The organism is Lacinutrix gracilariae (genome assembly GCF_042684485.1).
Taxonomy (GTDB): Bacteria; Bacteroidota; Bacteroidia; order Flavobacteriales; family Flavobacteriaceae; genus Oceanihabitans; species Oceanihabitans gracilariae.
Genome location: NZ_JBHULM010000011.1, coordinates 384495 through 410801 on the forward strand (window position 1 = coordinate 384495; position 26307 = coordinate 410801).

General features: G+C 32.7%; 19 protein-coding genes and 1 tRNA gene. 4 read left to right on the forward strand and 16 right to left on the reverse strand.

Annotation, left to right across the window (positions count from 1 at the left end; genetic code table 11):
- Positions 1-161: 161 nt before the first annotated feature.
- The 15 genes from argH to ilvD form a co-directional block, all read right to left on the reverse strand.
- A complete protein-coding gene (gene argH, locus ACFSSB_RS08865) occupies positions 162-1442 on the reverse strand; it encodes an argininosuccinate lyase (RefSeq protein WP_379903307.1) in 1281 nt (426 codons plus the stop codon).
- A gap of 114 nt (positions 1443-1556) precedes the next feature.
- The gene (locus ACFSSB_RS08870) at positions 1557-2618 is read right to left on the reverse strand and encodes a M20 family metallo-hydrolase (RefSeq protein WP_379903309.1); all 1062 of its coding nucleotides are present in this window, start codon (positions 2616-2618) and stop codon (positions 1557-1559) included.
- Positions 2615-3391, reverse strand: a complete 777-nt coding sequence (gene argB / locus ACFSSB_RS08875) for an acetylglutamate kinase (RefSeq protein ID WP_379903312.1) — start codon at positions 3389-3391, stop codon at positions 2615-2617. Before argB ends, ACFSSB_RS08870 begins: the two co-directional genes overlap by 4 nt.
- 72 nt (positions 3392-3463) lie before the next feature.
- The gene (locus tag ACFSSB_RS08880; protein WP_379903314.1) at positions 3464-4399 is read right to left on the reverse strand and encodes an N-acetylornithine carbamoyltransferase; all 936 of its coding nucleotides are present in this window, start codon (positions 4397-4399) and stop codon (positions 3464-3466) included.
- Between the two features lie 34 nt (positions 4400-4433).
- Entirely contained in the window at positions 4434-5561 is a 1128-nt protein-coding gene (locus ACFSSB_RS08885) for an aspartate aminotransferase family protein (RefSeq protein WP_379903316.1), read from the reverse strand.
- Positions 5558-6358 carry a pyrroline-5-carboxylate reductase gene (proC, locus tag ACFSSB_RS08890; protein WP_379903318.1) on the reverse strand — a complete coding sequence of 267 codons (801 nt, stop codon included), beginning with the start codon at positions 6356-6358 and terminating at the stop codon, positions 5558-5560. The genes ACFSSB_RS08885 and proC overlap by 4 nt, the downstream gene beginning before the upstream one ends.
- A 96-nt stretch (positions 6359-6454) precedes the next feature.
- On the reverse strand, positions 6455-7438 hold the full coding sequence (gene argC / locus ACFSSB_RS08895) for an N-acetyl-gamma-glutamyl-phosphate reductase (protein WP_379903320.1): 984 nt from the start codon (positions 7436-7438) through the stop codon (positions 6455-6457).
- 52 nt (positions 7439-7490) lie between these two features.
- Positions 7491-8672, reverse strand: coding sequence for an argininosuccinate synthase (locus ACFSSB_RS08900; RefSeq protein WP_379903322.1), 1182 nt, complete (start codon positions 8670-8672; stop codon positions 7491-7493).
- Positions 8665-9291, reverse strand: coding sequence for a GNAT family N-acetyltransferase (locus tag ACFSSB_RS08905; protein ID WP_379903324.1), 627 nt, complete (start codon positions 9289-9291; stop codon positions 8665-8667). Before ACFSSB_RS08905 ends, ACFSSB_RS08900 begins: the two co-directional genes overlap by 8 nt.
- Positions 9292-9748: 457 nt before the next feature.
- Positions 9749-11341, reverse strand: coding sequence for an NADP-dependent glyceraldehyde-3-phosphate dehydrogenase (locus tag ACFSSB_RS08910; protein WP_379903326.1), 1593 nt, complete (start codon positions 11339-11341; stop codon positions 9749-9751).
- A 77-nt stretch (positions 11342-11418) separates the two neighbouring features.
- Positions 11419-12684 carry a threonine ammonia-lyase IlvA gene (ilvA, locus tag ACFSSB_RS08915; protein WP_379903328.1) on the reverse strand — a complete coding sequence of 422 codons (1266 nt, stop codon included), beginning with the start codon at positions 12682-12684 and terminating at the stop codon, positions 11419-11421.
- 85 nt (positions 12685-12769) lie between these two features.
- A complete protein-coding gene (ilvC, locus tag ACFSSB_RS08920; RefSeq protein WP_379903331.1) occupies positions 12770-14272 on the reverse strand; it encodes a ketol-acid reductoisomerase in 1503 nt (500 codons plus the stop codon).
- Between the two features lie 104 nt (positions 14273-14376).
- Positions 14377-14907, reverse strand: coding sequence for an acetolactate synthase small subunit (ilvN, locus tag ACFSSB_RS08925; RefSeq protein WP_379903333.1), 531 nt, complete (start codon positions 14905-14907; stop codon positions 14377-14379).
- A gap of 1 nt (position 14908) precedes the next feature.
- The gene (gene ilvB / locus ACFSSB_RS08930) at positions 14909-16642 is read right to left on the reverse strand and encodes a biosynthetic-type acetolactate synthase large subunit (protein ID WP_379903335.1); all 1734 of its coding nucleotides are present in this window, start codon (positions 16640-16642) and stop codon (positions 14909-14911) included.
- Positions 16643-16674: 32 nt separating this feature from the next.
- Positions 16675-18351, reverse strand: coding sequence for a dihydroxy-acid dehydratase (gene ilvD, locus ACFSSB_RS08935; protein ID WP_379903337.1), 1677 nt, complete (start codon positions 18349-18351; stop codon positions 16675-16677).
- A 620-nt stretch (positions 18352-18971) separates the two neighbouring features.
- Between ilvD and metK the strand changes: the two genes are divergently transcribed.
- The 4 genes from metK to ACFSSB_RS08955 all read left to right on the forward strand — a co-directional run bounded on the left by metK (position 18972) and on the right by ACFSSB_RS08955 (position 23354).
- A complete protein-coding gene (gene metK / locus ACFSSB_RS08940) occupies positions 18972-20225 on the forward strand; it encodes a methionine adenosyltransferase (RefSeq protein ID WP_379903339.1) in 1254 nt (417 codons plus the stop codon).
- 226 nt (positions 20226-20451) lie between these two features.
- Positions 20452-20533, forward strand: a tRNA-Tyr gene (locus ACFSSB_RS08945).
- 289 nt (positions 20534-20822) lie between these two features.
- Complete coding sequence (locus ACFSSB_RS08950) at positions 20823-21257, forward strand: universal stress protein (RefSeq protein ID WP_379903341.1); 435 nt, start codon at positions 20823-20825, stop codon at positions 21255-21257.
- 252 nt (positions 21258-21509) lie between these two features.
- Positions 21510-23354 carry an ATP-binding protein gene (locus ACFSSB_RS08955; protein WP_379903343.1) on the forward strand — a complete coding sequence of 615 codons (1845 nt, stop codon included), beginning with the start codon at positions 21510-21512 and terminating at the stop codon, positions 23352-23354.
- Between the two features lie 247 nt (positions 23355-23601).
- Here the strand turns inward: ACFSSB_RS08955 and ACFSSB_RS08960 are convergent, their stop codons facing one another.
- Positions 23602-26298 (reverse strand): carboxypeptidase regulatory-like domain-containing protein, encoded by a 2697-nt coding sequence (locus ACFSSB_RS08960; RefSeq protein WP_379903345.1) that lies wholly within the window; start codon positions 26296-26298, stop codon positions 23602-23604.
- Positions 26299-26307 lie beyond the last annotated feature (9 nt).

Genomic DNA, 26307 nt, shown 5'->3' on the forward strand with positions numbered 1-26307 from the left:
ATATTTTTTAAAATTACAAATATCAATTCCTGTTCGCCTGAATGCAAATATGAAAATGATGATGATGTAATTGAATAAATGTCATTTGTATCTTATTGATACGCCAAAGGTAACAATAATTTCTAATAGCGACAATTTTTCTAAATCATTTTCAAATTATTTTATTTTACTAAAGGAAATTTGTTTTTAATTTCCTCTAAACACAAATTACCAATACTACCAACATGCGTGTGTTTTTTAGAAGTATCTGGTTTGTAGGTTCCGTTTTCTACTTCACCTCCAATTTTTTGATATGCTTCTCTAAACGGCATACCTTCTACCACTAAGGTATTAATATTATCTACTGTAAATAGGTATTGGTATTTAGTGTCGTTTAAGTCGATTTCTTTTACAATTACTTGCTGAATAGCGTAATTAAAAATATCTAACAAGTCTTTTACATCTTCCATTGCTGCAATGATATTTTCTTTTAATAACTGAAAATCTCTATGATAACCACTAGGTAAATTATTAGTAATTAAAACCATTTCAGTATGCAAAGCTTGTATTTTATTTGCTTTTCCACGAATCAATTCAAACACATCAGGATTCTTTTTGTGTGGCATAATACTACTTCCTGTAGTTAGCTCATCTGGAAAAGCGATAAAGCCAAAATTCTGACTATTATACACACAAATATCCATAGCAAAACGCGCTAAAGTATTACAGATACTCCCTAAAGCCAAAGCAATAGTACGCTCGCTTTTTCCTCTGCTCATTTGTGCTGCAACTACATTATATTTTAGGGTTGAAAAATGCAATTCTTTAGTAGTTAATCCTCTATCAATAGGAAACGAACTACCATAACCTGCAGCAGAACCTAAGGGATTTTGATCTACGGTTTTTAACGCTGCATTTAGTAAATACACATCATCTATTAAAACCTCAGCATAGGCAGAAAACCACAATCCAAATGAAGAAGGCATAGCAACTTGTAAGTGTGTATAACCAGGAAGCAATGCATCTTTATGTGTTTCTGCTAAAACTAACAGAGTATTAAAAAAAGTCTCTGTTTTTTCATTAACCAGCCTTAGGCTATCTTTATAATATAACTGAAGTGCGACTAAAACCTGATCGTTTCTAGAACGTGCTGTATGTATTTTTTTACCAACATCTCCTAAGGTTTTTGTAAGTTCAAATTCTATTTTAGAATGCACATCTTCAAAAGAATCTTCAATAACAAAAGTTCCGTTTTCAATAGTTTCTTCAATTGCTTGTAATCCTTCTTTAAGTTGTTGCAATTCTTCTGAAGAAATAATACCAATAGAGGCTAACATGATTGCATGCGCTAGTGATGCTTGCACATCATACTTTGCAATATGCATATCAATTTCTCTATCGTTTCCAACGGTAAATTGTTCTATTTTTTTATCAATACTAATTCCTTTATCCCAGAGTTTCATTTTATTCCTGCGAAAGCAGCAATCACTGCTTTCTTTTTTTGTTAAACATTTTCATTCCTGCAAATACAGGAATCTATTTTTGGATTCCGCATCAAGTGCGGAATGACAGTGTTCTTAAAGTACTTTTTCTAATAATTCAATATATATTTTAATTCCTTCTTCAATTTCATTTAGATAAATAAACTCATCTGCAGAATGCGATCTTGTGCTATCTCCAGGTCCTAATTTTAAAGAAGGACAGCTTAAAACGGCTTGATCGGATAAGGTTGGCGAACCATAAGTGCTTCTGCCAATTTCTACTCCTGCTACTACTAATGGATGATCAATAGGAATAGACGATGAATTTAATTTTATACTTCGTGGTATAATACTATCACAAGGCGCTTCCTTTTGTAAAATATCTACAATATCTTGGTTAGAATACTTATCGTTTACACGAACATCTACTACCAACTTTACATCTGCTGGTACAGCATTGTGCTGCTTTCCTGCATTAATTTGTGTGACTGTCATTTTCACTTCACCTAAAGCTTCAGATGTTTTATTGAAAGTATAATTTTTAAACCACTCTAAAACCGGAATGCTATTATAAATAGCATTATTGTTATTTGGATGCGCAGCATGACTTGGTGTTCCTTTTACCACTGCATCTAAAACCACCAAACCTTTTTCGGCCACAGCCAAATGCATTAAAGTTGGCTCACCAACAATAGCGACATCTACTTTTGGAATAACACTTAACATACTATTTAAACCGTTTGGACCACTACTTTCTTCTTCGGCAGAAGCCACAATTACCAAATTAAACTTTAGGCTTTCTCTGTTATAAAAATACGCAAAAGTTGCCAATAAACTCACCAAACAACCTCCAGCATCATTACTACCTAAACCAAATAACTTACCATCTTCTACTATAGCTTTAAACGGATCTTTGGTGTACCCATTATTTGGTTTTACTGTGTCGTGATGCGAGTTTAACAATAGCGTTGGTTTACTTTCATCAAAATACTTACTGGTTGCCCAAACGTTATTTTGATTTCTTTTAAAAGGAATATTTTGAACCTTAAACCATTGCTCAATATGCGCTGCAGTTTGGTCTTCTTGAGAAGAAAACGACTCTGTTTCTATCAATTGCTTCAATAAAACAATTGCTTCTGATGTTAATTTTTCTATCATTTGGTAATGGTTGTATGTTTATTGTTTTTATGAAATAGCATTTCTGATTTACCTATACAGACTTTTTGAACCTGATTATTTATAGCATAAAAACAGTTATTTAATTTAGGAAGCATGCCTTCAAAAATCACCTTATCTTCTACTAATGTTTTATAGGTTTCTGTATTGATGTTTTCTATAACTGAATGGTCATCGTCTACATTTTCTAACACCCCATTTTTTTCGAAACAGTAATATAATTCCGTGTTGTATATCGATGCAAAGCCAATTGCTAATTCAGATGCAATGGTATCTGCATTTGTATTTAATAATTGTCCGTTTTGGTCATGTGTTATTGCACAAAAAACAGGAGTTACCTTATTATTTAAAAGCACCTCTAAGGTTTCTGTATTCACTTTTTTTACATCTCCAGCAAAACCATAGTTTATAGGTTTTGATGGTCTTAAATCTGAAACTATGGTATTTCCATCTGCACCAGAAAAACCTATAGCATTACATTGATGTGATTGTAATTGCGCCACTATATTTTTATTAATTTTTCCCGCATATACCATAGTAATAATATCTAAAGTATCTGCATCTGTAACACGTCTACCATCTATCATTTTAACTTCTACTTGCATTTGTTGCGCTAGCTTGGTTGCTAATTTTCCGCCACCATGCACAAGGATTTTTGGACCGTTAATGGTTGAAAATTCTTTTAAAAATTGCTGTAAGGCATCTTCATTATCGATGATGTTTCCTCCAATTTTTATGATTTTTAGTGTTTTCATAAGTGCTGAACTAGTTTCAGTATCTTTTTATTTAAAGTTAGATTCTGAAACAAGTTCAGAGTTATGAAGATTTTACAAATCTTCTAATATTTGTTTCAGTACCATCTGCGCTGCAAAAGTTCTGTTATTTGCTTGTTTTATTACTACAGAGCTCTCACTATCTAAAACCGCATCTTCTACCACTACATTTCTTCGTACAGGTAGACAATGCATAAATTTTGCGGCACCTAATTTTTCTTTGGTCATCATCCAACTTTTGTCTTGAGACAATACTTTTCCGTAGTCATTATAACTACTCCAGTTTTTTACATACACAAAATCGGCATTTTTTAAAGCCTCTTCTTGCTTGTAATTTATAGCTGTGTTTTTGGTAATTTCTTTACTTAACTCATACCCTTCAGGATGTGTAATAGTTAAATCAACATCCATATTTTGCATCATTTCTACAAAAGAATTTGCAACTGCTTGCGGTAATGCTTTTGGGTGTGGTGCCCAAGACAAGACCACTTTAGGATTTGCTTTTTCGGTTAATTCTGTAATAGTAATAGCATCTGCCAATGCCTGTAAAGGATGCGCTGTAGCACTCTCCATATTTACAATAGGAACCGTTGCGTATTTAATAAAACTTTGCAATAAAAATTCACTTTCGTCTTTTTGTTTATCTGTTAAACTAGGAAAGGCTCTTACCGCAATTATATCTGCATATTGCGAAATTACTTGCGCTGCTTCTTTAATATGTTCTGAAGTATTTGCGTTCATGATAGTACCATCTTCAAACTCTAGATTCCACGCATCATTTACGTTTAGTATCATCACATTCATTCCTAAGTTTTTTGCAGCTTTTTCAGTACTTAAACGCGTACGCAAACTGGAATTAAAGAATAGCATGACTAGTGTTTTGTTTTTTCCTAAGTCCTGAAATTCAAAAGGATCCATTTTTAATAAAATAGCCTCTCTAATGGTTTCTTTAAGATTGGAAATATCTTTTATGTTAGTGTACTTTTTCATATTCATTTTCCACGAAAGTGGAAATTTCTTTTAATTAATTTAATTCCCTTTTTAAAGCTTCAAAAAACAAATCGACATGTTCTTTTTTAATGGTTAAAGGCGGAAGAATTCTTAATAAATTAGGATTCTTTGCACTTCCTGTAAATATCTTTTGATTAAAAATTAACTTTTTACGAAGTTCTGCAATAGGAAAATCAAACTCCAACCCTAACATCAATCCTCTTCCTTTTGTATTTTTTATTTCTGGAATAGCCTTTGCTTGTTCAATAAAATAAGCCGAAACATCCTTTACATTTTGCATTAATTTTTCTTCTTCAATCACTTCTAAAACAGTGCTAGAAGCAACACATGCTAAATGATTTCCGCCAAAAGTGGTACCCAACAACCCAAAGGATGCTTTAATATTTGGATGAATTAAAATACCTCCTATTGGAAAACCATTTCCCATGCCTTTAGCTATAGAAATAATATCTGGAGTTACATTATACTTTTGAAAAGCAAAGAAATCACCTGTTCTACCAAAACCAGATTGCACCTCATCTGCAACAAAACAAGTATTGTATTTTTTGCATAATGCATCAACGCCTTCATAGAAAACAGCAGTACTTTCATCTAAGCCGCCAACCCCTTGAATACACTCTATAATTACAGCACAAACATTGTTTTTAGCTAATGCATTTTCTAAGGTTTTTAAGTCTCCTAATTCTAAAATCTCAACTTCTTGTTGTGCGTTTAAAGGCGCAATAATTTTAGTATTATCTGTTGCTGCAACTGCAGCAGAGGTACGACCATGAAACCCATTTTTAAAGGCTATTATTTTTTTCTTTTTATTATGAAAGGAAGCTAGCTTTAAGGCATTTTCATTGGCTTCTGCTCCAGAATTACACAAAAACAATTGGTAGTCATTACAGCCTGATAATTGTTCTAATTTATCTGCTAACTTGACTTGTAACGGATTTTGAATAGAGTTACTATAAAAGCCTAATTTAGCTACTTGCTCACTAATATTTTTTACATATTTAGGATGCGAATGCCCAATAGAAATCACAGCATGTCCACCATACAAATCTAAATATTTGGTATTGTTTTCATCAAAAACATAAACATCTTCGGCCTTTACAGGTGTGATATCAAACAATGGATATACGTTAAACAAACTCATATTTGTTCCTTTTTAATGTTGTTAATTTTATTAAACGAAGCAATCATTCCTTGAATTAAAGAAGAACTCAACCCTTTGTGTTCCATTTCGTTTAAACCTTCAATAGTACAACCTTTAGGTGTGGTTACTCTATCAATTTCTTCTTCTGGATGATTGCCATTATTTATTAATAAACTTGCAGCTCCTTCACTAGTATACATGGCTAGCTCTTGTGCTTCTTTAGCATCAAAACCTAACTGAATAGCAGCCTGTGTTGTTGCACGTATTAAACGCATCCAAAAAGCAACACCACTAGCACAAACTACTGTTGCAGCTTGCATTTGGCTTTCTGGAATACTTAAAGAATGTCCTAATCTGTTAAAAATAGCTTCGGCAATTTTAATACGTTTTTCACCTTGCGTATTACTACATAAACAAGTCATAGATTTACCAACTGCAATAGCTGTATTTGGCATGGCACGAATAATAAACTTATCTGCTCCTACATTTTCTTCAATCTTAGGAATTAAAAAACCTGTTATAGTAGATATTAACACGTGTTTTTCTGTTAAATATGGTTTTACGGTTTCTAAAATGCCTTCAAAATGTGCTGGTTGTACTGCAAAAATGATAATGTCGGATTGCTTAACAGCTTCGGTATTATCTGTGGTTACATACACATTTTTATATCCATCAAATTCTTGAATACCTTCAATATTTCTTTTGGTTAAATACAGAGTAGTAATAGCATTTGTGGTTATTAACCCTTTTGCTATAGACTTCCCTAAATTTCCTGTTCCTATAATGGCTATTTTCATGCTTGATCTTTTTCTTTTTATTTCCGCGAAGGCGGAAATTTTTTATTATTAACTTCTTTAGATTTCCGCCTTCGCGGAAATGAAAAAAAATGCTTATTAAAAGTAATTTGCTTTTAATTGTAACCCTTCTGTTTCCTTAAAACCAAACATTAAGTTCATATTTTGAACTGCTTGTCCTGAGGCTCCTTTGAGCAAATTATCGATAACACTTGTTACTAGTAATTTATCTTTATGTTTATGTAAATGAAGGATGCATTTATTGGTATTTACTACTTGTTTTAAATGAATATCATCTTGAGAAACCACAGTAAACACAGCTTCTTTATAATATTGAGAAAACAAGTTTTTAGCATCTTCTAGACTTCCTGAATATTTAGTATAAAGGGTTGCGAAAATTCCTCTAGAAAAATCGCCTCTATTTGGCATAAAGTTAATTTCGGAATTAAAACTGGTCTGCAACAAGTTTACCGTTTGATTTATTTCACCTAAATGCTGATGCGTAAACGCTTTGTAATGCGAAAAATTATTATCTCTCCACGTAAAATGTGTGGTTGCAGATAAGGAAGTTCCTGCTCCTGTTGCTCCTGTTACAGCATTAACATGCACATCATTATTTAAAAATTTCGCTTTAGCTAAAGGCAATAATGCCAACTGAATGGCTGTTGCAAAACAACCAGGATTAGCAATGTAATTAGCTTTTTTTATAGCGTCTTTGTTCAATTCTGGCAAACCATAAACAAAATCTTTTCCTTCAAAATTTTTATCTGCTGATAATCTAAAATCATTACTTAAATCGATAATTTTAGTATGTTCTGAAAAGGTGTTTTTTTCTAAAAAGGCTTTCGAGTTTCCATGTCCTAAACACAAAAACAACACATCTACTTCTGTATGTATTTTACTTGTAAACTCTATTTCTGTAGTACCTATTAAATCTTGATGTACTTTATATATTTTGTTACCAGCATTAGAGGTACTATACACAAAATTGATATTTACCTTAGCGTGGTTTAGCAAGATTCTAAGTAACTCACCAGCAGTATAACCTGATCCTCCAATAATTCCTATTTCTAAATTTTTCATTTTAATTTGTCTTTTCAAGTCTTCAACGTTTAAAAAACCTGACAGGCTTGTGCTAACTATTTACTTGTTGGTAAATTTTGTTTTGGTTACCTATTATTTTAATAAAGCCTTTTGCTTCCTCTGCTGTCCAACCTTTATTTTCTTCGCCATAGCTACCAAATTTTGCATTCATTAAATCGTGCTTAGAAGATATTCCGTCTAAATTAAAATGATATGGTTTTAAGGTTATAAACACATCTCCAGAAACCTTGTCTTGACTACTTTGCAAAAAGGCTTCCATGTCACGCATTACAGGATCTAGATATTGTCCTTCATGTAAATGCATACCATAAAAACTAGCTAAGTATTCTTTATGTTGTAATTGCCATTTGGTAAGCGTATGTTTTTCTAATAAATGATGTGCTTTAATAATTATTAATGCAGCAGCTGCCTCAAAACCTACACGCCCTTTTATACCGACAATAGTATCACCAACATGAATATCTCTTCCTATAGCGTAAGCCGAAGCAATATTGTTTAGTACTTCAATATTTACCTCTGGACTATTTTCAACACCATTAACAGCAACTAGTTCTCCTTTTAAAAAGGTTAGTGTTACTTTTTCTTCTTCGGCATGTTTTAATTGCGATGGATATGCTGTGTCTGGCAAAGGTTTTTCTGAGGTTAAGGTTTCAGATCCTCCAACACTAGTTCCCCAAAGTCCTTTATTAACAGAGTATTTTGCTTTTTCCCAAGACATATCGATTCCGTTTTCTTTAAGGTAATCTATTTCTTCTTGTCTGGTTAAACTTCCGTCTCTTATAGGTGTAATAATTTTAATATTTGGAGCTAAGGTTTGAAAAATCATATCAAAACGCACTTGATCATTTCCTGCTCCTGTGCTTCCGTGAGCAATAAATTCTGCATCAATACTTTTAGCATATTCAATAATTTCTATGGCTTGAATAATACGTTCTGCACTTACAGATAAAGGATAGGTGTTGTTTTTAAGCACATTTCCAAAGATTAAATACTTCACTACTTTTTGGTAAAATGTAGCAACAGCATCTATATTTTTATAAGTAGAAACACCCATTTTATAGGCATTACTTTCAATATCTTTTATTTCTTCTGTGGTAAATCCGCCAGTATTTACACTTACGGCATGCACATCATATCCTGCTTTACTTAAACTTACTGCGCAATAAGAGGTATCTAAACCTCCACTATATGCTATAACTAACTTCTTACTCATTTTTTTTATCTTTTTTTAAAAACATGGATTGCTTTATATTTTTTAATCTTGTCCACACTTTTTTATCATAATTATGCTGGTGTGTTTTTTTTACTTCTTTTGAAGGATCATACAACATACCAGTACACAAACACATTTTTTGTTCTGTTCTGGTAAGTACATCAAAATTTTTGCAGGTTTGGCAGCCATTCCAAAAGGATTGGTCTTCTGTTAATTCTGAAAAAGTAACTGGTTTATAGCCTAAATCGCTATTCATTTTCATAACTGCTAGACCTGTAGTAATACTAAATACTTTGGCATTTGGGTATTTGTCTCTAGAGTGTTCAAAAATTCTTTTTTTAATCTTTTTTGCTAGACCCATATTTCTAAAATCTGGATGCACAATTAAGCCTGAATTTGCTACAAACTTGCCATGACTCCACTGTTCTATATAACAAAAACCCGCAAACTTATCTCCTTCTAAGGCTATAACTGCGTTACCATTTTCCATTTTGGTAATGATATATTCTGGTTTACGTTTTGCTATACCAGTTCCTCTAACCTGAGCAGCATCTGCAATAGTGTTGCAAATAACTTCGGCATAAATACTATGCGATTTGTTAGCAATAACAATTTCCATTGTAATTGATTTATTAATTAAATAATATAATGATTTTTTTATTGAGATTCCTGTTTTTCAGGAATTTGGTTTTGAAAGCAGAACTGGACTCACCTAAGTTCTATAAATAGAAGTACACCCTAAGGGCGACGCGTAAAACTACGACGCTCAAATCTTGTATTATCTTTTGAGATAAAATGTAGTTGAAAAACGGAATTTAAAATGGTGTTGTACACAATATAAAGAATAAATATGAATATAGAATTTGTTGCTAAATGGTAGAATTAGCTACGTCGTTTAGATAAATCTAAACCCGTTGGTCTGGGAGTTCTATATTTGTGTCTTAGTGTAAACATAGTACTAAACTACATATAAAAATTAAAACAACCATGACTAGACTTCTTTTTTATGTAAAATTTATGACTTTATAAAAATGAGACATTTAAATTGTAAATACCTCATTTTTAAGCCTTTTTATTTAAAGAATATAATCTGTGCTCACAAAGTTAGAAGCTTTAGAATCTAATAACTTCTTTAAAATAGCATTGTTATATTCATTGTCTTTTGATGCCACAAAGGTTCTAATAGAAAAAGAACGCAGCGCATCATGTACACTTAATGTAGCTACAGCAGAATCTTTACGACCTGTAAAAGGATACACGTCTGGACCACGTTGACAAGAACTATTTAAGTTAACACGACAAACCAGATTTACTAAAGTATCAATTAAAGGTGCTAATGTTTTTATGTCTTGACCAAACAAACTTACTTGTTGTCCATAATTAGAAGCAGCCATATCCTCTAAAGGCTCATCAATATCACTAAAAGGAACTACAGGAATTACTGGTCCGAATTGCTCTTCTTGAAAAACACGCATGTCTTTAGTTACAGGATATAAAACAGCAGGAAAAATATAATTTTCTGAAGTTTCGCCTCCTTTAGCATTAATTACTTTTGCTCCTTTTGACGTAGCATCATCAATTAATTCTTGAATATATGCTGGTTTATCTGGTTCTGGTAATGGTGTTAATTTAGCACCATCTTCCCAAGGGTTACCAAATTTAAGCGCATCTACTTTTGCTGAAAAACGCTTATTGAATTCTTCTATAATATCTTGATGTACATACAATACTTTTAGTGCTGTACAACGTTGCCCATTAAAAGATGTAGCACCTGCAATACATTCTGCTATTGCCAAATCTAAATCTGCATCTGGCAATACAATTGCTGGGTTTTTTGCTTCTAAACCTAATACTAAACGCAATCTGTTACTTTTTGGATGTTGATGTTGTAAAGCATTTGCAGATTTACTATTTCCTATTAAAGCTAAAACATCTACTTTACCAGATTGCATTATTGGTGTAGCAACGGTTCTTCCTCTTCCGTAAATAATATTTACCACTCCTTTTGGAAAACTTGTTTTAAAGGCTTCTAACAAAGGAGAGATTAGTAAAACACCATGTTTTGCTGGTTTAAAAATGGCAGTATTACCCATAATTAAAGCAGGAATTAATAGTGCAAATGTTTCGTTTAAGGGATAATTATAAGGACCTAAACACAACACCACACCTAATGGTCCACGACGAATATGTGCATTTACACCTGCATTTTTTTCAAACTTAGCACTATCGCGATCCATTTGTTTATAGTCTTCAATAGTATCATAAATATACTCTACAGTTCTATCAAATTCTTTTTCAGAATCAGGAAGGTTTTTACCAATTTCCCACATTAAAAGTTTTACCACTTCGTCTCGCTTGGTTTTCATTTGTTCTACAAATTTTTCCATGCAAGAAATTCTATCTACCACTTTCATGGTTGGCCACAAACCTTGTCCTTTATTATATGCCACACATGCAGCATCTAAAGCCTCAAGAGCTTCATTTTCTCCTAGAGTAGGAATACTTCCTAACAGTGTAGGCTTATACTCTTTGGTAGAAGATATGGTTGAATATACTTCTGAGGTTTCTCCTTTCCATTCTTTTAACTCTCCTCCTACCAAATACTTTTCTTGGTTGGTAAGGTTTGTTATTTGAAATGCTTCTGGTATGTTAGAAAAAGGTGTTTTCATAATTCTGTGATTTTAATAAAATTTTCAAACTAAAGATACTACTGCATCCTGAAAGGGTTGTTAACTGTATGTTATACTTATACTAAAAACTGAAACAAATCGGTCTTATTATTTAAGTAATCTCCATAGAAGTTATTTAGTTTCATTTTTGTAATTAAAGGTTCTAAATCTTCTGGAGATTTAAGTTCTAACCCAACCACAGCTACATCATTTTCTCGATTTACTTTTTTTGTATATTCAAAATGTGTAATATCATCTGTAGGACCTAAAATATCTACAACAAACTCACGCAAAGCACCTGCACGTTGTGGAAATTTAATAATGAAGTAATGTTTTAATTTGGCGTGTAAAAGTGCACGTTCTTTAATTTCTGGTGTACGCGTAATATCATTATTGCTTCCGCTAACAACACATACTACGTTTTTACCTTTAATTTCTTCTTTATATTTATCTAAAGCTGCAATACTTAATGCTCCTGCTGGTTCTACAACAATAGCATCTTTATTATACAACTCTAAAATAATCTGACATACTTTTCCTTCTGGAACCGTTATCATATCGTGTAGGTTTTCTTTACAGATAGCAAAATTTAAATCGCCAACACGTTTTACTGCAGCACCATCTACAAAGTTTTCAATTTGCTTTAAGGCTGTATTTTTATTATTTATTAAAGAAGTTTTCATGGAAGGAGCTCCTTCAGGCTCTACACCTATAATTTTTGTTTCTGGTGAAAGGTGTTTAAAAACAGAAGACAATCCTGCAGATAAACCTCCTCCTCCTACAGGAACAAAAACATAATGAATAGGATGTTGGGCTTGATCAATAATTTCTAAACCAACAGTTGCTTGTCCTTCAATAACTTTTTTATCATTAAAAGGATGGATAAATGTTTGGTTTAATTTTTCGCTTTGTTGCATTGCTGCATCATAAGCATCATCAAAAGTATCACCAATTAAAACGACTTCAATATAGTCTTCACCAAACATTTTCACCTGTTCTATCTTTTGGTTTGGTGTTGGTGAAGGCATGAAAATAGTACCTTTTATTTTTAATAATTTACAAGAAATAGCAACACCTTGCGCATGGTTTCCTGCACTAGCACAAACAATTCCGTTTTCTACTTTGGTATCACTTAAAGACGACATTTTATTGTATGCTCCTCTAATTTTATAAGAACGTACTTGTTGCAAGTCTTCGCGTTTAAATAAAATATTAGCGCCAAATTGCTTCGAGTATTGCATATTAGCAATTAAAGGAGTTACAGTTGCAACTCCTTTTAATTTTTCGGCAGCAGCTTCAACAGAAGCTATTGTTGGCATGTATATTGTTTTGGTTTCTTTCATGTTAATTTTCTACCAAAGTGGAAATTTTAATATTTTAATGACACACGATACTAAAGTAAGTGTGCCATTTTAATTGCATTACTACTTAAGCCAAAACAGAATCTTCTGTTTTTACATCTGATTTTATAATTTTCATTGCAGTCATTGCAGCTCTTAAACGCTTACCAACGGCTTCAATTGGATGATTTCTAATAGCATCATTTACAGCAATTAACTCGATATTATCTACTCCTGTTGTAGTAGAAAAAGAAGTACCAATAACATCTGTTTTTACTTTTTTCATGAAGTCTGTTAATAAAGGCTTACATGCATGATCAAATAAATAACAACCATATTCTGCTGTATCTGAAATTACTCGGTTCATTTCAAATAATTTTTTTCTAGCAATGGTATTTGCAATTAATGGCAACTCATGTAAAGATTCATAATAAGCAGAATCTTCAATAATACCAGCACTTACCATAGTTTCAAAAGCTAATTCTACTCCTGATTTTACAAAAGCTACTAATAAAACACCATGGTCAAAATATTCTTGTTCAGTAATATGTTCTGTGGTTAATGCTGTTTTTTCAAATGCTGTTTCACCAGTTTCTGCTCTCCATTTTAATAGGTTTACATCATCATTTGCCCAATCTTCCATCATGGTTTTAGAAAAATGACCAGAAATAATATCATCCATATGCTTTTCAAATAAAGGACGCATGATCTCTTTTAATTCTTCAGATAATTGGTAGGCTTTTATTTTTGCTGGATTAGATAATCTATCCATCATATTAGTAATACCTCCATGTTTTAATGCTTCGGTAATAGTTTCCCAACCATACTGAATTAATTTTGCAGCATAACCAGGCTCAATACCTTCTGCAACCATTTTATCAAAAGACAAAATGGCTCCTGTTTGTAGCAATCCACATAAAATAGTTTGCTCTCCCATTAAATCAGACTTTACCTCAGCAATAAAAGAAGATGCTAACACTCCTGCTCGATCTCCTCCTGTTGCTACGGCATAGGCTTTTGCTTGTGCCCAACCTTTATTTTCTGGATCGTTTTCTGGGTGCACAGCAATTAATGTAGGCACACCAAAACCACGTTTATACTCTTCTCTAACTTCTGTTCCTGGGCATTTTGGCGCCACCATAATTACAGTTAAATCTTCACGAACTTCTGTACCTTCTTCTACAATATTAAAACCGTGAGAATAACTTAAGGTAGCTCCTTTTTTCATTAAAGGCATCACTGCTTTTACAACATTAGTATGTTGCTTGTCTGGAGTTAAATTTAAAACTAAATCTGCTGTTGGAATTAACTCTTCATAAGTACCAACAGTAAACCCATTACTGGTTGCATTTTTGTAAGAATCACGTTTTTCATCGATAGCTACTTGACGTAAGGTATACGAAATATCTAAACCAGAATCACGCATATTTAAACCTTGGTTTAATCCTTGCGCTCCACAACCTACAATTACGATTTTTTTTCCTTTTAATGCATTTACACCATCTTCAAACTCTGAAGCATCCATGAATCTACATTTTCCTAATTGTTCTAATTGGTTTCTTAATGATAATGTGTTGAAGTAATTTGACATTGTTTTTGATTTTTGAGAAAATAGAAGAGCGAAAAAAGGATACAATTAAAATGCATCATTATGGTTTCTAATTTCTATTTTCTATTCTCTTATTCTTTTTATTTTTAATCTTGAAATGCTTCTAGCATTGTTGATATTTTCATTTCTTCTTTAGATACTGCAATACGTCCTGAGCGTGTAAATTGCATAATACCAAAGACACTTAATTCTCTATATAATAATTCTAGTTCTTCTTTTCGACCTGATTTTTCAATTACAAAAAAGTCTCTATTTACGGTTACAATTCTTGCATTGCTTTCTTTAATGATGTTTTGAATTTGACGTTCATCAAACAACAAACCAGATTTCATTTTAAAAATGCAAGACTCTTGATAAATGATTTCCTCTTCGGTATGGTAATAGGCCTTAATAACCTCTACTTGTTTTTCTATTTGACCAATGATTTTTTTGATGTTTTCTTCGGTCATATTTACCACAATAGTAAATCTTGAAACACTTTCAATTTCAGAAGGAGAAGTATTTAAACTTTCTATATTTATATGTCTTCTTTGAAAGATTGCTGAAATTCTATTCAACAATCCTATATTATTTTCCGTGTAAACGGAAACGGTAAATAGTTGTTTATCTGCGCTCATATTATTCTAATCTTATATCTGAAACGGAAGCTCCTGTTGGTATCATAGGAAATACATTATCTTCTTTTTCTACACAAACTTCTAAAAAGTAGGCTTCTTTACTTGCCATCATTTCTGCAACAGCCTCTACCAACTCTTCTCTTGTTGTAACCTTTCTTGCACGTATATAATATCCTTCAGCAATGGCTACAAAATTAGGATTCACCATTTCTGTAGATGCATAGCGTTTATCAAAAAACAGTTGTTGCCATTGGCGAACCATTCCTAAAAAGTCGTTGTTTAACACCACTACTTTTACCGCTGCTTTTTGCTGAAAAATAGTACCTAATTCTTGAATGGTCATTTGGTAACCACCATCACCAGATATAGAAACTACTTCACGTTCTGGTTTTGCCATTTTTGCTCCAATTGCAGCAGGAAGACCAAAGCCCATAGTACCTAAACCTCCTGAGGTAATATTACTTTTGGTTTGGTTAAACTCTGCATAACGACAAGCAATCATTTGATGCTGACCAACGTCACTTACAATTGCAGCTTCACCTTTAGATTGTATATTTATTTGATTTAAAACCTCTCCCATGGTTAATCCTTCTTTAGTAGGATACAGATCGTTTTTAATCACTTTTTCATACTCAATAGCATAAAGATCTTTAAATTCTTGATGCCATTCTGTATGCGAATTTTCATTTATTAACGGAAGTATTGTTTCTAGGCTTGCTTTTGCATCACCTAAAACAGCAACATCTGCTTTTACATTTTTATTAATTTCAGCAGGATCAATTTCAAAGTGAATTACTTTAGCTTGTTTTGCGTAGGTTGCTAAATTACCAGTAACACGATCATCAAAACGCATACCTACAGCAATTAAAAGATCACATTCATTAGTTAGCACATTTGGCGCATAATTACCATGCATACCAACCATACCAACATTTAAAGGATGAGAAGTAGGAATTGCCGAAGCACCTAAAATGGTCCAAGCAGAAGGAATTCCTGCTTTTTCAATTACTGCTTTAAAAGCTTCTTCTGCCTCACTTAATATTACACCTTGTCCCCAAACTACTAATGGTTTTTTAGCAGCATTAATTAATTTTGCTGCCGCTTCTACTGATGCTTTTTCGGTTTTAGGCACTGCAGTATAACTTCTTATTCCTGTGCATTTTTTATAGTTAAAATCGAACTCTTCAAACTGTGCATCTTTAGTAATATCTACTAAAACAGGACCTGGACGCCCACTTTTAGCAATGTAAAATGCTTTTGCTAAAACTGCAGGAATATCTGAAGCTTTAGTTACTTGACAGTTCCATTTGGTAACAGGAGTAGAAATACCTACAATATCTGTTTCTTGAAAGGCATCACTACCTAATAAATGGGAACCAACCTGCCCTGTAATACAAACCATTGGTGTACTATCTATTTGGGCATCTGCAATACCTGTAATTAAATTGGTTGCTCCTGGACCAGAAGTTGCAATTGCGACACCTACCTCTCCAGAAATTCTAGCATAGCCTTGTGCTGCATGCGTTGCACCTTGCTCATGACGTGCTAATACGTGATGAATTTTACCTTGGTATTTATACAATTCATCATAAACAGGCATGATGGCTCCACCAGGATAACCATAAAGTACCTTTACACCTTCTTCTAAAAGACATCTTACTACAGCTTCGCTTCCTGAGATGCGCTGTGTTGTTTCATTGCTTTTAGCTTCTTTTTTTATTGTTTTTGTATCCATATTAATCTTGTTAGGATCATTATATTTCTTCTCTAGAACTCATCTGTTACACATCCTTTAGATGCAGAAGAAACGGTTTTAGCATATTTATAAAGTACGCCTCTTTCAAATTTTAATTCTGGCGCTTTCCAGCTTTTTTTTCTTTCTTGTAATTCTTCATCAGAAACATCTACACTAATCGTATTTGTTTCTGCATCAATAGTAATGATATCACCATCTTTAACTAAGGCTATGTTTCCTCCTTCTTGGGCTTCTGGAGTAATATGTCCTACTACAAAACCATGCGTTCCTCCAGAGAAACGACCATCTGTAATTAAGGCTACATCTTTACCTAAACCAGCTCCCATAATAGCAGCAGTTGGTTTTAACATTTCTGGCATTCCTGGTCCTCCTTTTGGTCCTTCGTATCTAATAACTACAACATCTCCTTTTTCTACTTTACCATCACGAATACCATCATTTGCCGCATATTCACCTTCAAACACTTTTGCTTTTCCGCGAAAGCGTAACCCTTCTTTACCTGTAATTTTAGCAACACTTCCTTCGGTAGCTAAGTTTCCATAAAGCATACGTAAATGCCCTGAAATTTTAATAGGTTCTTCAATAGGTTTTATAACGTCTTGTCCTTCGGTTAAATCTGGTACGTCTAATAAATTTTCTGCAATTGTTTTTCCTGTAACGGTTAAACAATCTCCATGAATTAATCCTTTCTTTAAAAGGTATTTTAATACTGCAGGAATTCCGCCAACAGCGTGAACGTCTTCCATTAAATATTTTCCGCTAGGCTTTAAATCTGCCAAAAACGGTGTATTATCACTTATATCTTGAAAATCTTTAAGCGTAAAATCTATTTGTGCTGCTCTTGCAATGGCTAAAAAGTGTAATACTGCATTGGTAGAACCTCCTAAAATGGTTACTAAGCGTATTGCATTTTCTAAAGATTTACGCGTAATAATATCTGAAGGCTTGATGTCTTTTTCTAACAACAAACGCAGTGCTTCACCAGCTTTTACAGACTCTTCTTTTTTAGCATCACTTAATGCTGGATTAGAAGAATTAAAAGGCAAGGTCATACCTAAAGCCTCAATTGCAGAAGCCATAGTATTTGCTGTATACATACCACCACAAGCACCTGCTCCTGGACATGCTTTTTCAACAATACTTTGGTATTCGCTTTCTTGCATAGTACCAGCAACTTTACTTCCCCAAGCTTCAAAAGCAGAAACCACATCTAGTTTTTTTCCATTATGGCAACCAGAATCAATAGTACCTCCATATACTAATATAGAAGGACGATTTAAACGAATCATTGCCATTAAAGCGCCAGGCATATTTTTATCACAACCAACAACGGTTACCAAACCATCATAACTCATGGCTTGCACAACTGTTTCCATAGAATCTGCAATAATATCACGAGAAGGTAATGAAAAACGCATTCCTGGTGTACCCATAGATATACCATCACTAACACCAATGGTGTTAAAAATTAGTCCGACAACATCTTCATTTAAAGTTCCTTTTTTAACTAATTTTGCTAGATCATTTAAATGCATGTTACAAGGGTTACCTTCATAACCCGTACTTGCAATACCTACAATAGGTTTCAAAAAATCTTCTTTTGTTAAGCCAATAGCATGCAACATTGCTTGTGCTGCGGGTTGCGTTGGGTCTTGTGTTACTGTTTTACTATATTTATTTAGTGCCATTATAATATTATCTTCCTTTATGATTCGAAATTATAGGTTTTACTTTTCTTTTATATTTTTAATAGGTGTAACAAGCTAAACTCAATGTTACAAGCTAACACTTAACTAGTTGATTTACAATTAGTTATTGTCTTTTTTTATATGATGTTCAATTCTTATTATTATTTATAACATATTACAAATAGGTTTTAAATCTTAGATTTAAAGCAAAAAAAAAGCCTTCCGGATTAAGGAAGGCTTACATATATATATTTTTAAATAATTTATAACTTCCCTTGGCTTCGTGGTATAATCACGATGCGAATAATAGAGATGATATTAATTATTTGTTTTTTCATTGTATGGTATAAATGTAAGAAAGCTTTTTTAATATCCTATCTTTTATTTAAAAAAGGTTAAATTGATATGCTTTCCATTTTATTTATTTACTTTTGCACTATTAAAAATTAAGAGGAAAAATTTGTCTGATTGCAACCTCTATGTTTTTCGGGTTATCGAAAAGCAGATTTCAAATTCTATTTGAAATTAAAAAATGCTAAAGCAGTAAGTTATTCACTACTCTAGCGACCAAGCAATCCAGCAAATTTATAATTAAACTATAATTAAAAAATTTAGGATTTATGCCATATTTATTTACTTCTGAAAGTGTATCAGAAGGACATCCAGATAAAGTAGCAGACCAAATAAGCGACGCTTTAATTGATCATTTTTTAGCTTTTGATAAAGAATCTAAAGTTGCTTGCGAAACCTTAGTTACTACAGGACAAGTAGTTCTTGCAGGAGAAGTAAAATCGAACACCTATTTAGACGTACAAAAAATTGCTCGTGATACCATTAATAAAATTGGTTACACAAAAAGCGAATATATGTTTGACGGAAATTCATGTGGTGTTTTTTCTGCTATACATGAACAATCTCCAGATATTAATCAAGGGGTTGACAGAGCAACTAAAGAAGAGCAAGGAGCTGGAGACCAAGGAATGATGTTTGGTTATGCTACACGCGAAACCGAAAACTACATGCCTTTAGCATTAGATCTTTCGCATAAAATTTTAATAGAGCTTGCCGCTTTACGTAGAGAAAGCAAAGACATTACCTATTTACGTCCAGACTCAAAAAGTCAAGTAACTATTGAGTATAGTGATGATAATGTACCACAACGTATTGACTCTATTGTAATTTCTACACAGCATGATGATTTTGATACAGAAGAAGCCATGCTTGAAAAAATTAGAAAAGATATTGTAGAGATATTGATTCCTAGAGTAATTGCAAAATTACCAGAGAATTTACAAGCGCTCTTTAATGAAAACATTAAATACCACATTAACCCTACAGGAAAATTTGTTATTGGTGGACCTCATGGAGATACAGGACTTACAGGAAGAAAAATTATTGTAGACACCTATGGAGGAAAAGGAGCTCATGGTGGAGGTGCTTTTTCTGGAAAAGACCCAAGTAAGGTAGACAGAAGTGCTGCCTATGCTACCAGACATATTGCTAAAAACTTAGTTGCAGCAGGTGTTGCTGATGAAGTTTTAGTACAAGTAAGTTATGCTATTGGAGTGGTAGAACCAATGGGAATTTTTATTGATACCTACGGAACTTGTCCTTTTAATATGACAGATGGTGAAATTGCTCAAAAAGTTTCTGAAATTTTTGACATGCGACCTGCAGCTATTGAAGAGCGATTAAAATTACGTAATCCAATGTATAGCGAAACTGCTGCTTACGGACACATGGGAAGACCTAGTGAAACTGTAAGTAAAACTTTTTCGCAACCTAATGGTGAAGATTTAACGGTAGATGTTGAATTGTTTACTTGGGAAAAATTAGACCATGTAGACAAAGTAAAAGCAGCCTTTGGGTTGTAAAATACAGATAAAACAAACCAAAAAGCCTCTAGTATACTTGCTAGAGGCTTTTTTTATGTAAAAATTTAAATTTTTTACACACTTTATAAAGCGCGTAAACATTTAAATAACAAGACCATAAAGCCTTCTAAATCTTAGAACATTAATTTTTTTTAAAAAATTGATAAAAAAGACCGCTTTATATAGTTGAAAAAATAGAAAACTTAAATATATTTGCGGTCTGTTTGGGGAGATACTCAAGCGGCCAACGAGGACAGACTGTAACTCTGTTGTTTTTAACTTCGCAGGTTCGAATCCTGCTCTCCCCACATTACACTAAAAGCCTTCTTTATTTAAGAAGGCTTTTTTTATACACAAAACTTCTAGAAACTTGTGTTTTTATTCTAGCAAAGATTACCTACTTGCAGTATGTTTTGCTACACAACATACTTAAACACAAAAAAGTAAAGGCTCGTATTTTATTTTAGCAATAAATTCAATAACTTTAACAATCAGCTACTTACGTAAATAAGCAATAATAAATACCCTATTGCTAGATTTATGTAAATAATGAGAGTATTGCCTATTAAACCCATTGACGTCCTTAAAAATAGAATTATGAAAAATATTTTAGTTACCATTGATTTTCGTAGTAATGAACAATTACTAATTACAAAAGCCTTTGAGTTGGCTGAGAAATTCCATTCTAAAATATGGCTTATACATATTTCTGCTCCAGATCCAGATTTTGTTGGTTTAGGAGTTGGACCTCAAAACATAAGAGATAGTCGTGCTACAGAACTTAAAAAAGAACGCCAACAACTACAAGAATATACAGATATGCTAAACAGCAAAGGTGTTGCTACAGAAGGTTTACTTATACAAGGAACAACTATTGAAATGATTATGGAGAAAGCGAAGAAATTACGCATTGATTTAATTATAGCAGGACACCAAGAACACAATTTTCTCTACAATGCATTTATAGGAAGCGTATCTAGAGAAATTGTAAAAAAATCTAAAATACCAGTACTTATTGTGCCTTTAGACTAAACGGAAAGAGAAATAACATGACATACTTGAATGTGTATGATGCATGATATGTTTTACTTAATTATAAAAAGCTTACTCTCTTTAGAGGAGGCTTTTTTAATATACGTAGAGCTACGTATTTTAGTTTTGTGGGAAAAGTTGTAGGTTTGTTTAGCATGACTTTACAGGATATAAGTAACAGTAAACTAACTATAGTATGGTTTATTTGAAGGATATCATTAATAAAAATTATTATATAAAAAGTTGTGCTTCATGCAGAAAACCAATCAAATGAATTTAAAATCTTTAACTGTTAAAAATTTCAGAGCTTATCAAGCTGAAACAAAAATTGAATTTGATCAATTAACCACAATAATTGGAAAAAATGATATTGGAAAATCTACAGTACTTGAAGCACTTGAAATTTTCTTTAATAATAGTACAGTAAAAATTGAATCCTCAGATGCAAATATTCATTCCACAGATAAAACCGTTGAAATAACTTGCGAATTCACCGATTACCCTTCTGAAATATCTATTGATTCTTCTTCTCCAACTAATCTAAAAGATGAATACCTTTTATCTAAAGATGAAACTTTAGTAATTAGAAAAAAAATTGATTGTAATAAAAAAACACCAAGCATTGATATTTATATTGTTGCAAATCACCCAACAGAGAAAGAAGTTGCAAATCTTCTAGAGCTAAAAGAAAAAGACTTGCAGGGAATTGTAAAAGCGAAATCATTAGATTCTAAATTAAAGGGAAATCCAACAATGAGAAAAGCTATTTGGAGTTCAGTTTCAGACTTAAAACTTCAAACTATCGAATTACCTGTTTCAAAACCAAAAGAAGACGCTAAAAGAATTTGGGAGCAAATAGATACTTATTTGCCAATGTTTGCTTTATTTCAAAGCGACAGAAGTAGTAGTGATTCTGATAGTGAAGTACAAAGCCCTATGAAAGCAGCAATAGCAACTGCTATTTCAGAAGTACAACAAGAAATAAATGATATTCAGAAAAAAGTAAGAGAAAAAGCCGAAGAAATTGCAACCAATACACATAAAGCATTAAAGGAAATTGATGAAAATTTAGCTAGTAAATTAGACCCTAAATTCAACCCTCCAACTCCAGCAAAATGGAATGGTTTATTCTCCATTCAATTAGACACAGATGACGGAATCCCTCTTAACAAAAGAGGTAGTGGAGTCAGAAGAATGATTCTAGTAAGTTTCTTCAAGGCAGAAGCTGAAAGACGACTTAAATCTTCGGCTAAACAAAATATAATTTATGCAATTGAAGAGCCTGAAACTGCCCAGCATCCAAATAATCAAAAAGTACTAATTGAATCTTTTAAATCATTAGCCAATGAAAGTAACTGCCAAATAATTTTAACAACTCATAGTCCAGGATTAGCTTCTGAACTTCCTATAAACAGTTTAAGGTTTATAGATAAAGACGAACACGGTAAATTAAGCATTGCATTTGGAGAAGGTATTTTTCCAAAAATAGCGGAAACTTTAGGTGTAACTCCTGATAGCAGGGTAAAAGCTTTAATTTGCGTTGAAGGCCCAACTGATGTCACTGCATTAGGTTGTTTAAGTAAAGCTATGAACTTAAAATATCCTGAAATACCCAATTTGCTTACTGATGAGCGTGTTGCTTTTATTTTAATGGGAGGTTCTACATTAAAACATTGGGTTAATCACAACTATTTAAAGGAATTAGGAAAACCAGAATTTCACCTATACGATAATGATGTAACTTCTTATCAAAATTCCATAGACCAAGTTAACGAACGAGATGATTTGTCGATTGGTCAATTAACTCAAAAACTTGAAATAGAAAGCTACTTACATAAAGATGCAGTGAAAATTGGATTTGACTTAGATATTGAAATACCTGACCAATTAAATGGAGATAATAAAGCTACTCCGAAAATATTTGCAGAGGCTTATTCCTTAAAGAATGGAATACCAAACCCAATTAGAGATAAAAATGCTAAAAAACTCTTAGCGGAAAGAGCATTCCCGAATATGACAGCTGAAATGATAGAAGAGAGAGATCCTAATAATGAGGTTAAAGGTTGGTTCGAAAAAATAAATAAATTGTTGAATTAGAAAAGCACGAAAGCACAACAAACACTTAAAAGCAAAAACCAACCACACAAAAAAAGCCTTCTTTTTTCAAGAAGGCTTTTTTGCGTTAAGGATGGAAGTGGCATCCTTTTGTTTTTTACAAAAGATATAACGTACAGCCTGACGCTACGTAGCTTTTTCAGCGTAGTAGCGTAACGCCCAAATTATAATAGAACTATTCTTTTTATGAGATGATCGCGCCGCTTTGCTCCTCATAATGACAGTTTGCTTATAAGTTGTACTTTACACTAAAAACAACATAACGTGGTTGTATGTAATACTCTCTATTACTCACTGATATGTTTCCTGTGTTACTCTGGCTTAAGCTTTGTGTGTCTAATAAATTGGTTGCACCAACTTTGTATTCCCACTGGCTATCTGTTTTTTGATAGGTTAATGAGGCGTCTAGAAAACCGTATTTATTAAGTGAGATTTCTTCATCTCTAAAATCGTAATAACTGTATTCGGTTACAAAGCTAAATTCTTTTAAAATTACAGCATCTAGATTTATAAATGGTCTGTGTGTATAAAACTTGGTATTGTTGTTTCCTTGCTCGTTATCATTTATGGTTAAATCATAACCCATTTCTACGTTAGGTGCATTTTTAAAGAATGTACTAATTCTACTTCCATAGGTTTGTGTAAAACTATTGTTTTCACTTACGTTTCCGCCAATAAATTGGTTAAAGGTTGCCCAGCTCCAAGATCCAGAAAGGTTGGCTTTTATTTTACCAAAACGACGTTCAAAACGTCCACGAGCAGAAAAAGTTTCGTCAGCAAAATTTGAATTAAATGGTGTTGATGTTGCAATTACACTTTCAAAATCTGTGCTGTTTCTTATACCATCAATATTTTTAGAATAGTTTAAAACACCAAACACATTGGTATAATTAAACATATTAAAACTAAAATAAGATAGGTTTACATTATGCGATAAAGAGTTTTCTAATTCGCGATTTCCAGAAAATAATGAACTGTAGTTATTCATGATTAAACCTTCTGCCAATTGCGTAACATCTGTAAAGTTGGTTTGCATAGAGTAACTAAGGTTTAGGTTTTCGCTCTTTTTAAGTTGTAACCTAATTGTTGCATCTGGTAAAATTCTAGTAAAACTATTAGAGTTAGTAGAACCAAATTGCGTGTCTTTAGTATTGTATGCATGTGCAGAAAAACCTGGTGTTAGTGTAAACTTTCCTGCTTTAAGGTTATAATGCACACCAACATAAGCATCACTAAAGGTATAATCTACATCATTGGTATTTGAACCTTCGGCTGGCGTTGGGTTATACTCTGAACCATCATCTAAAATTTGAAATATTTCGGAATTAAATTTCTGGTTGCTATACACCAAACCTACGGTATAGTTAAGGTTACTTTTTGGGTTTAGTACATTCCAGTAGTTTAATTTAGCGTCTAGTTTATTAGATTTTACACGTTTGTTTTGTGCAGCATCATAGGCTGTTTGTGCATCGTCATATCCTAAAACATCTGCTGTATTTGCATAGGTTGCTTTATCTTCAATAAAAGCATTGTAAAAAGGATCTTCGTCTTGAAGTAAGTGTTGTGCTTCAAAAGAAAAGATATTGTTTTCATCTAAGGTATAGTAGTAATTTAAATTTTGATTAATACTATATGGTGTTTGCTCTTCTATTTGATCTACTTGCCCTAAGACAGACGAATTAAAAAACTTGTTTTGTGTTTGTTTTGAAAGTCTACCAAACACATCATAATCTAACTGGTTATTTGCATTAGGTTTATACACTGTACTTAATTTTAGTAAGCCTAAATTACTTTCTTGTTGTGTGTAATTGGTTGTAGACTCATCTGGAATATTAAGTTCATCATCTGTATAGGTCACCTCGTTATTTTCACGAATTCCTGTTTTTGTACCTGAGTAAATACCAAAACCACTAAAAGTTAATGTTTTACTTGGTGCATAACTAAAGTTAGCTGCAGCAAATTTGGTATCGATACTTTCGGCTTTATCATTGGTAGTATTTAAAAAGCTTAGGCTATTATCTCCTAAACTAATATTAGTACCACTACTTTGGCTTAGGTTTCTAAATCCACCAGTAAAATTAAAATAGTCTCTACGTGTAAAGGCAACTTCACCCGTGTTATTTAAATCACCAATAAAATTAATGCTTGTTTTTGGACTATAGAAAAAGAGTTTTGGTTGTACTTTGTACAAACCGTCTTCTGAAGCAATTCCTGTTCCTGCAGTAATATCACCAAACCAGAATTTATCTTTTCCTTCTTTAAGTTTTAAGTTAATAGCAATATTATCTTGGTTATTAGTAACAGTACTTAACTGCCCAACTTCACTAAAGTTTTTAAGTACCTCTACTTTATCTATAGCATTAGAAGGAATATTTTTTGCGGCTAGTTTGGTATCTCCATCAAAGAAATCTTTACCATCTACCATAATTTTACTTACCGCTTTTCCTTCTACTTCAATTTCACCATCATCATTAATTTCTACACCTGGAAGCTTTTTTAAAACGTCTTCTAGTTTTTTTTCGGTTCCTGTTTTAAAAGAATCTGCATTATATACAATAGTATCTCCTTTTACCGTTACAGGCATTTCGTAAACAAGCTCTACCTCATCAAGAGTGGTATCATCTTCTAAGGTATAGTTTTTAGTAAGCTCTACTTCTTGTGTACTAACAAGTTCTTCAGAGGTTTTCATACCAATATAGCTCACTTGTATTTGGTAGTTTGTATTTTTTTCTAAAGACAGTTTGTAACGTCCAGCATCATTGGTAATTCCGTAAGAATCTAAAGCTTTGGTTTCTTGGTTTACAGCAACAACATTAGCAAGTTCTAAAGGGTTTCCCATGTTATCTTTTACTACACCTTCTACTTTAACTTGAGCAAAGGTTGTGCTTGCTACTAAGCAAATTAGTAGCGTTAATAGGTTTTTCATTTTAAAATT

What these genes read in the sequence shown, in the direction of transcription:
- argH (WP_379903307.1), bottom strand. Translation starts at nt 1,442, where the DNA reads ATGAAACTCTGGGATAAAGGAATTAGTATTGATAAAAAAATAGAACAA.
- ACFSSB_RS08870 (WP_379903309.1), bottom strand. Translation starts at nt 2,618, where the DNA reads ATGATAGAAAAATTAACATCAGAAGCAATTGTTTTATTGAAGCAATTG.
- argB (WP_379903312.1), bottom strand. Translation starts at nt 3,391, where the DNA reads ATGAAAACACTAAAAATCATAAAAATTGGAGGAAACATCATCGATAAT.
- ACFSSB_RS08880 (WP_379903314.1), bottom strand. Translation starts at nt 4,399, where the DNA reads ATGAAAAAGTACACTAACATAAAAGATATTTCCAATCTTAAAGAAACC.
- ACFSSB_RS08885 (WP_379903316.1), bottom strand. Translation starts at nt 5,561, where the DNA reads ATGAGTTTGTTTAACGTATATCCATTGTTTGATATCACACCTGTAAAG.
- proC (WP_379903318.1), bottom strand. Translation starts at nt 6,358, where the DNA reads ATGAAAATAGCCATTATAGGAACAGGAAATTTAGGGAAGTCTATAGCA.
- argC (WP_379903320.1), bottom strand. Translation starts at nt 7,438, where the DNA reads ATGAAAAATTTAGAAATAGGAATTATTGGAGGATCAGGTTATACTGCT.
- ACFSSB_RS08900 (WP_379903322.1), bottom strand. Translation starts at nt 8,672, where the DNA reads ATGAGTAAGAAGTTAGTTATAGCATATAGTGGAGGTTTAGATACCTCT.
- ACFSSB_RS08905 (WP_379903324.1), bottom strand. Translation starts at nt 9,291, where the DNA reads ATGGAAATTGTTATTGCTAACAAATCGCATAGTATTTATGCCGAAGTT.
- ACFSSB_RS08910 (WP_379903326.1), bottom strand. Translation starts at nt 11,341, where the DNA reads ATGAAAACACCTTTTTCTAACATACCAGAAGCATTTCAAATAACAAAC.
- ilvA (WP_379903328.1), bottom strand. Translation starts at nt 12,684, where the DNA reads ATGAAAGAAACCAAAACAATATACATGCCAACAATAGCTTCTGTTGAA.
- ilvC (WP_379903331.1), bottom strand. Translation starts at nt 14,272, where the DNA reads ATGTCAAATTACTTCAACACATTATCATTAAGAAACCAATTAGAACAA.
- ilvN (WP_379903333.1), bottom strand. Translation starts at nt 14,907, where the DNA reads ATGAGCGCAGATAAACAACTATTTACCGTTTCCGTTTACACGGAAAAT.
- ilvB (WP_379903335.1), bottom strand. Translation starts at nt 16,642, where the DNA reads ATGGATACAAAAACAATAAAAAAAGAAGCTAAAAGCAATGAAACAACA.
- ilvD (WP_379903337.1), bottom strand. Translation starts at nt 18,351, where the DNA reads ATGGCACTAAATAAATATAGTAAAACAGTAACACAAGACCCAACGCAA.
- metK (WP_379903339.1), top strand. Translation starts at nt 18,972, where the DNA reads ATGCCATATTTATTTACTTCTGAAAGTGTATCAGAAGGACATCCAGAT.
- ACFSSB_RS08950 (WP_379903341.1), top strand. Translation starts at nt 20,823, where the DNA reads ATGAAAAATATTTTAGTTACCATTGATTTTCGTAGTAATGAACAATTA.
- ACFSSB_RS08955 (WP_379903343.1), top strand. Translation starts at nt 21,510, where the DNA reads ATGCAGAAAACCAATCAAATGAATTTAAAATCTTTAACTGTTAAAAAT.
- ACFSSB_RS08960 (WP_379903345.1), bottom strand. Translation starts at nt 26,298, where the DNA reads ATGAAAAACCTATTAACGCTACTAATTTGCTTAGTAGCAAGCACAACC.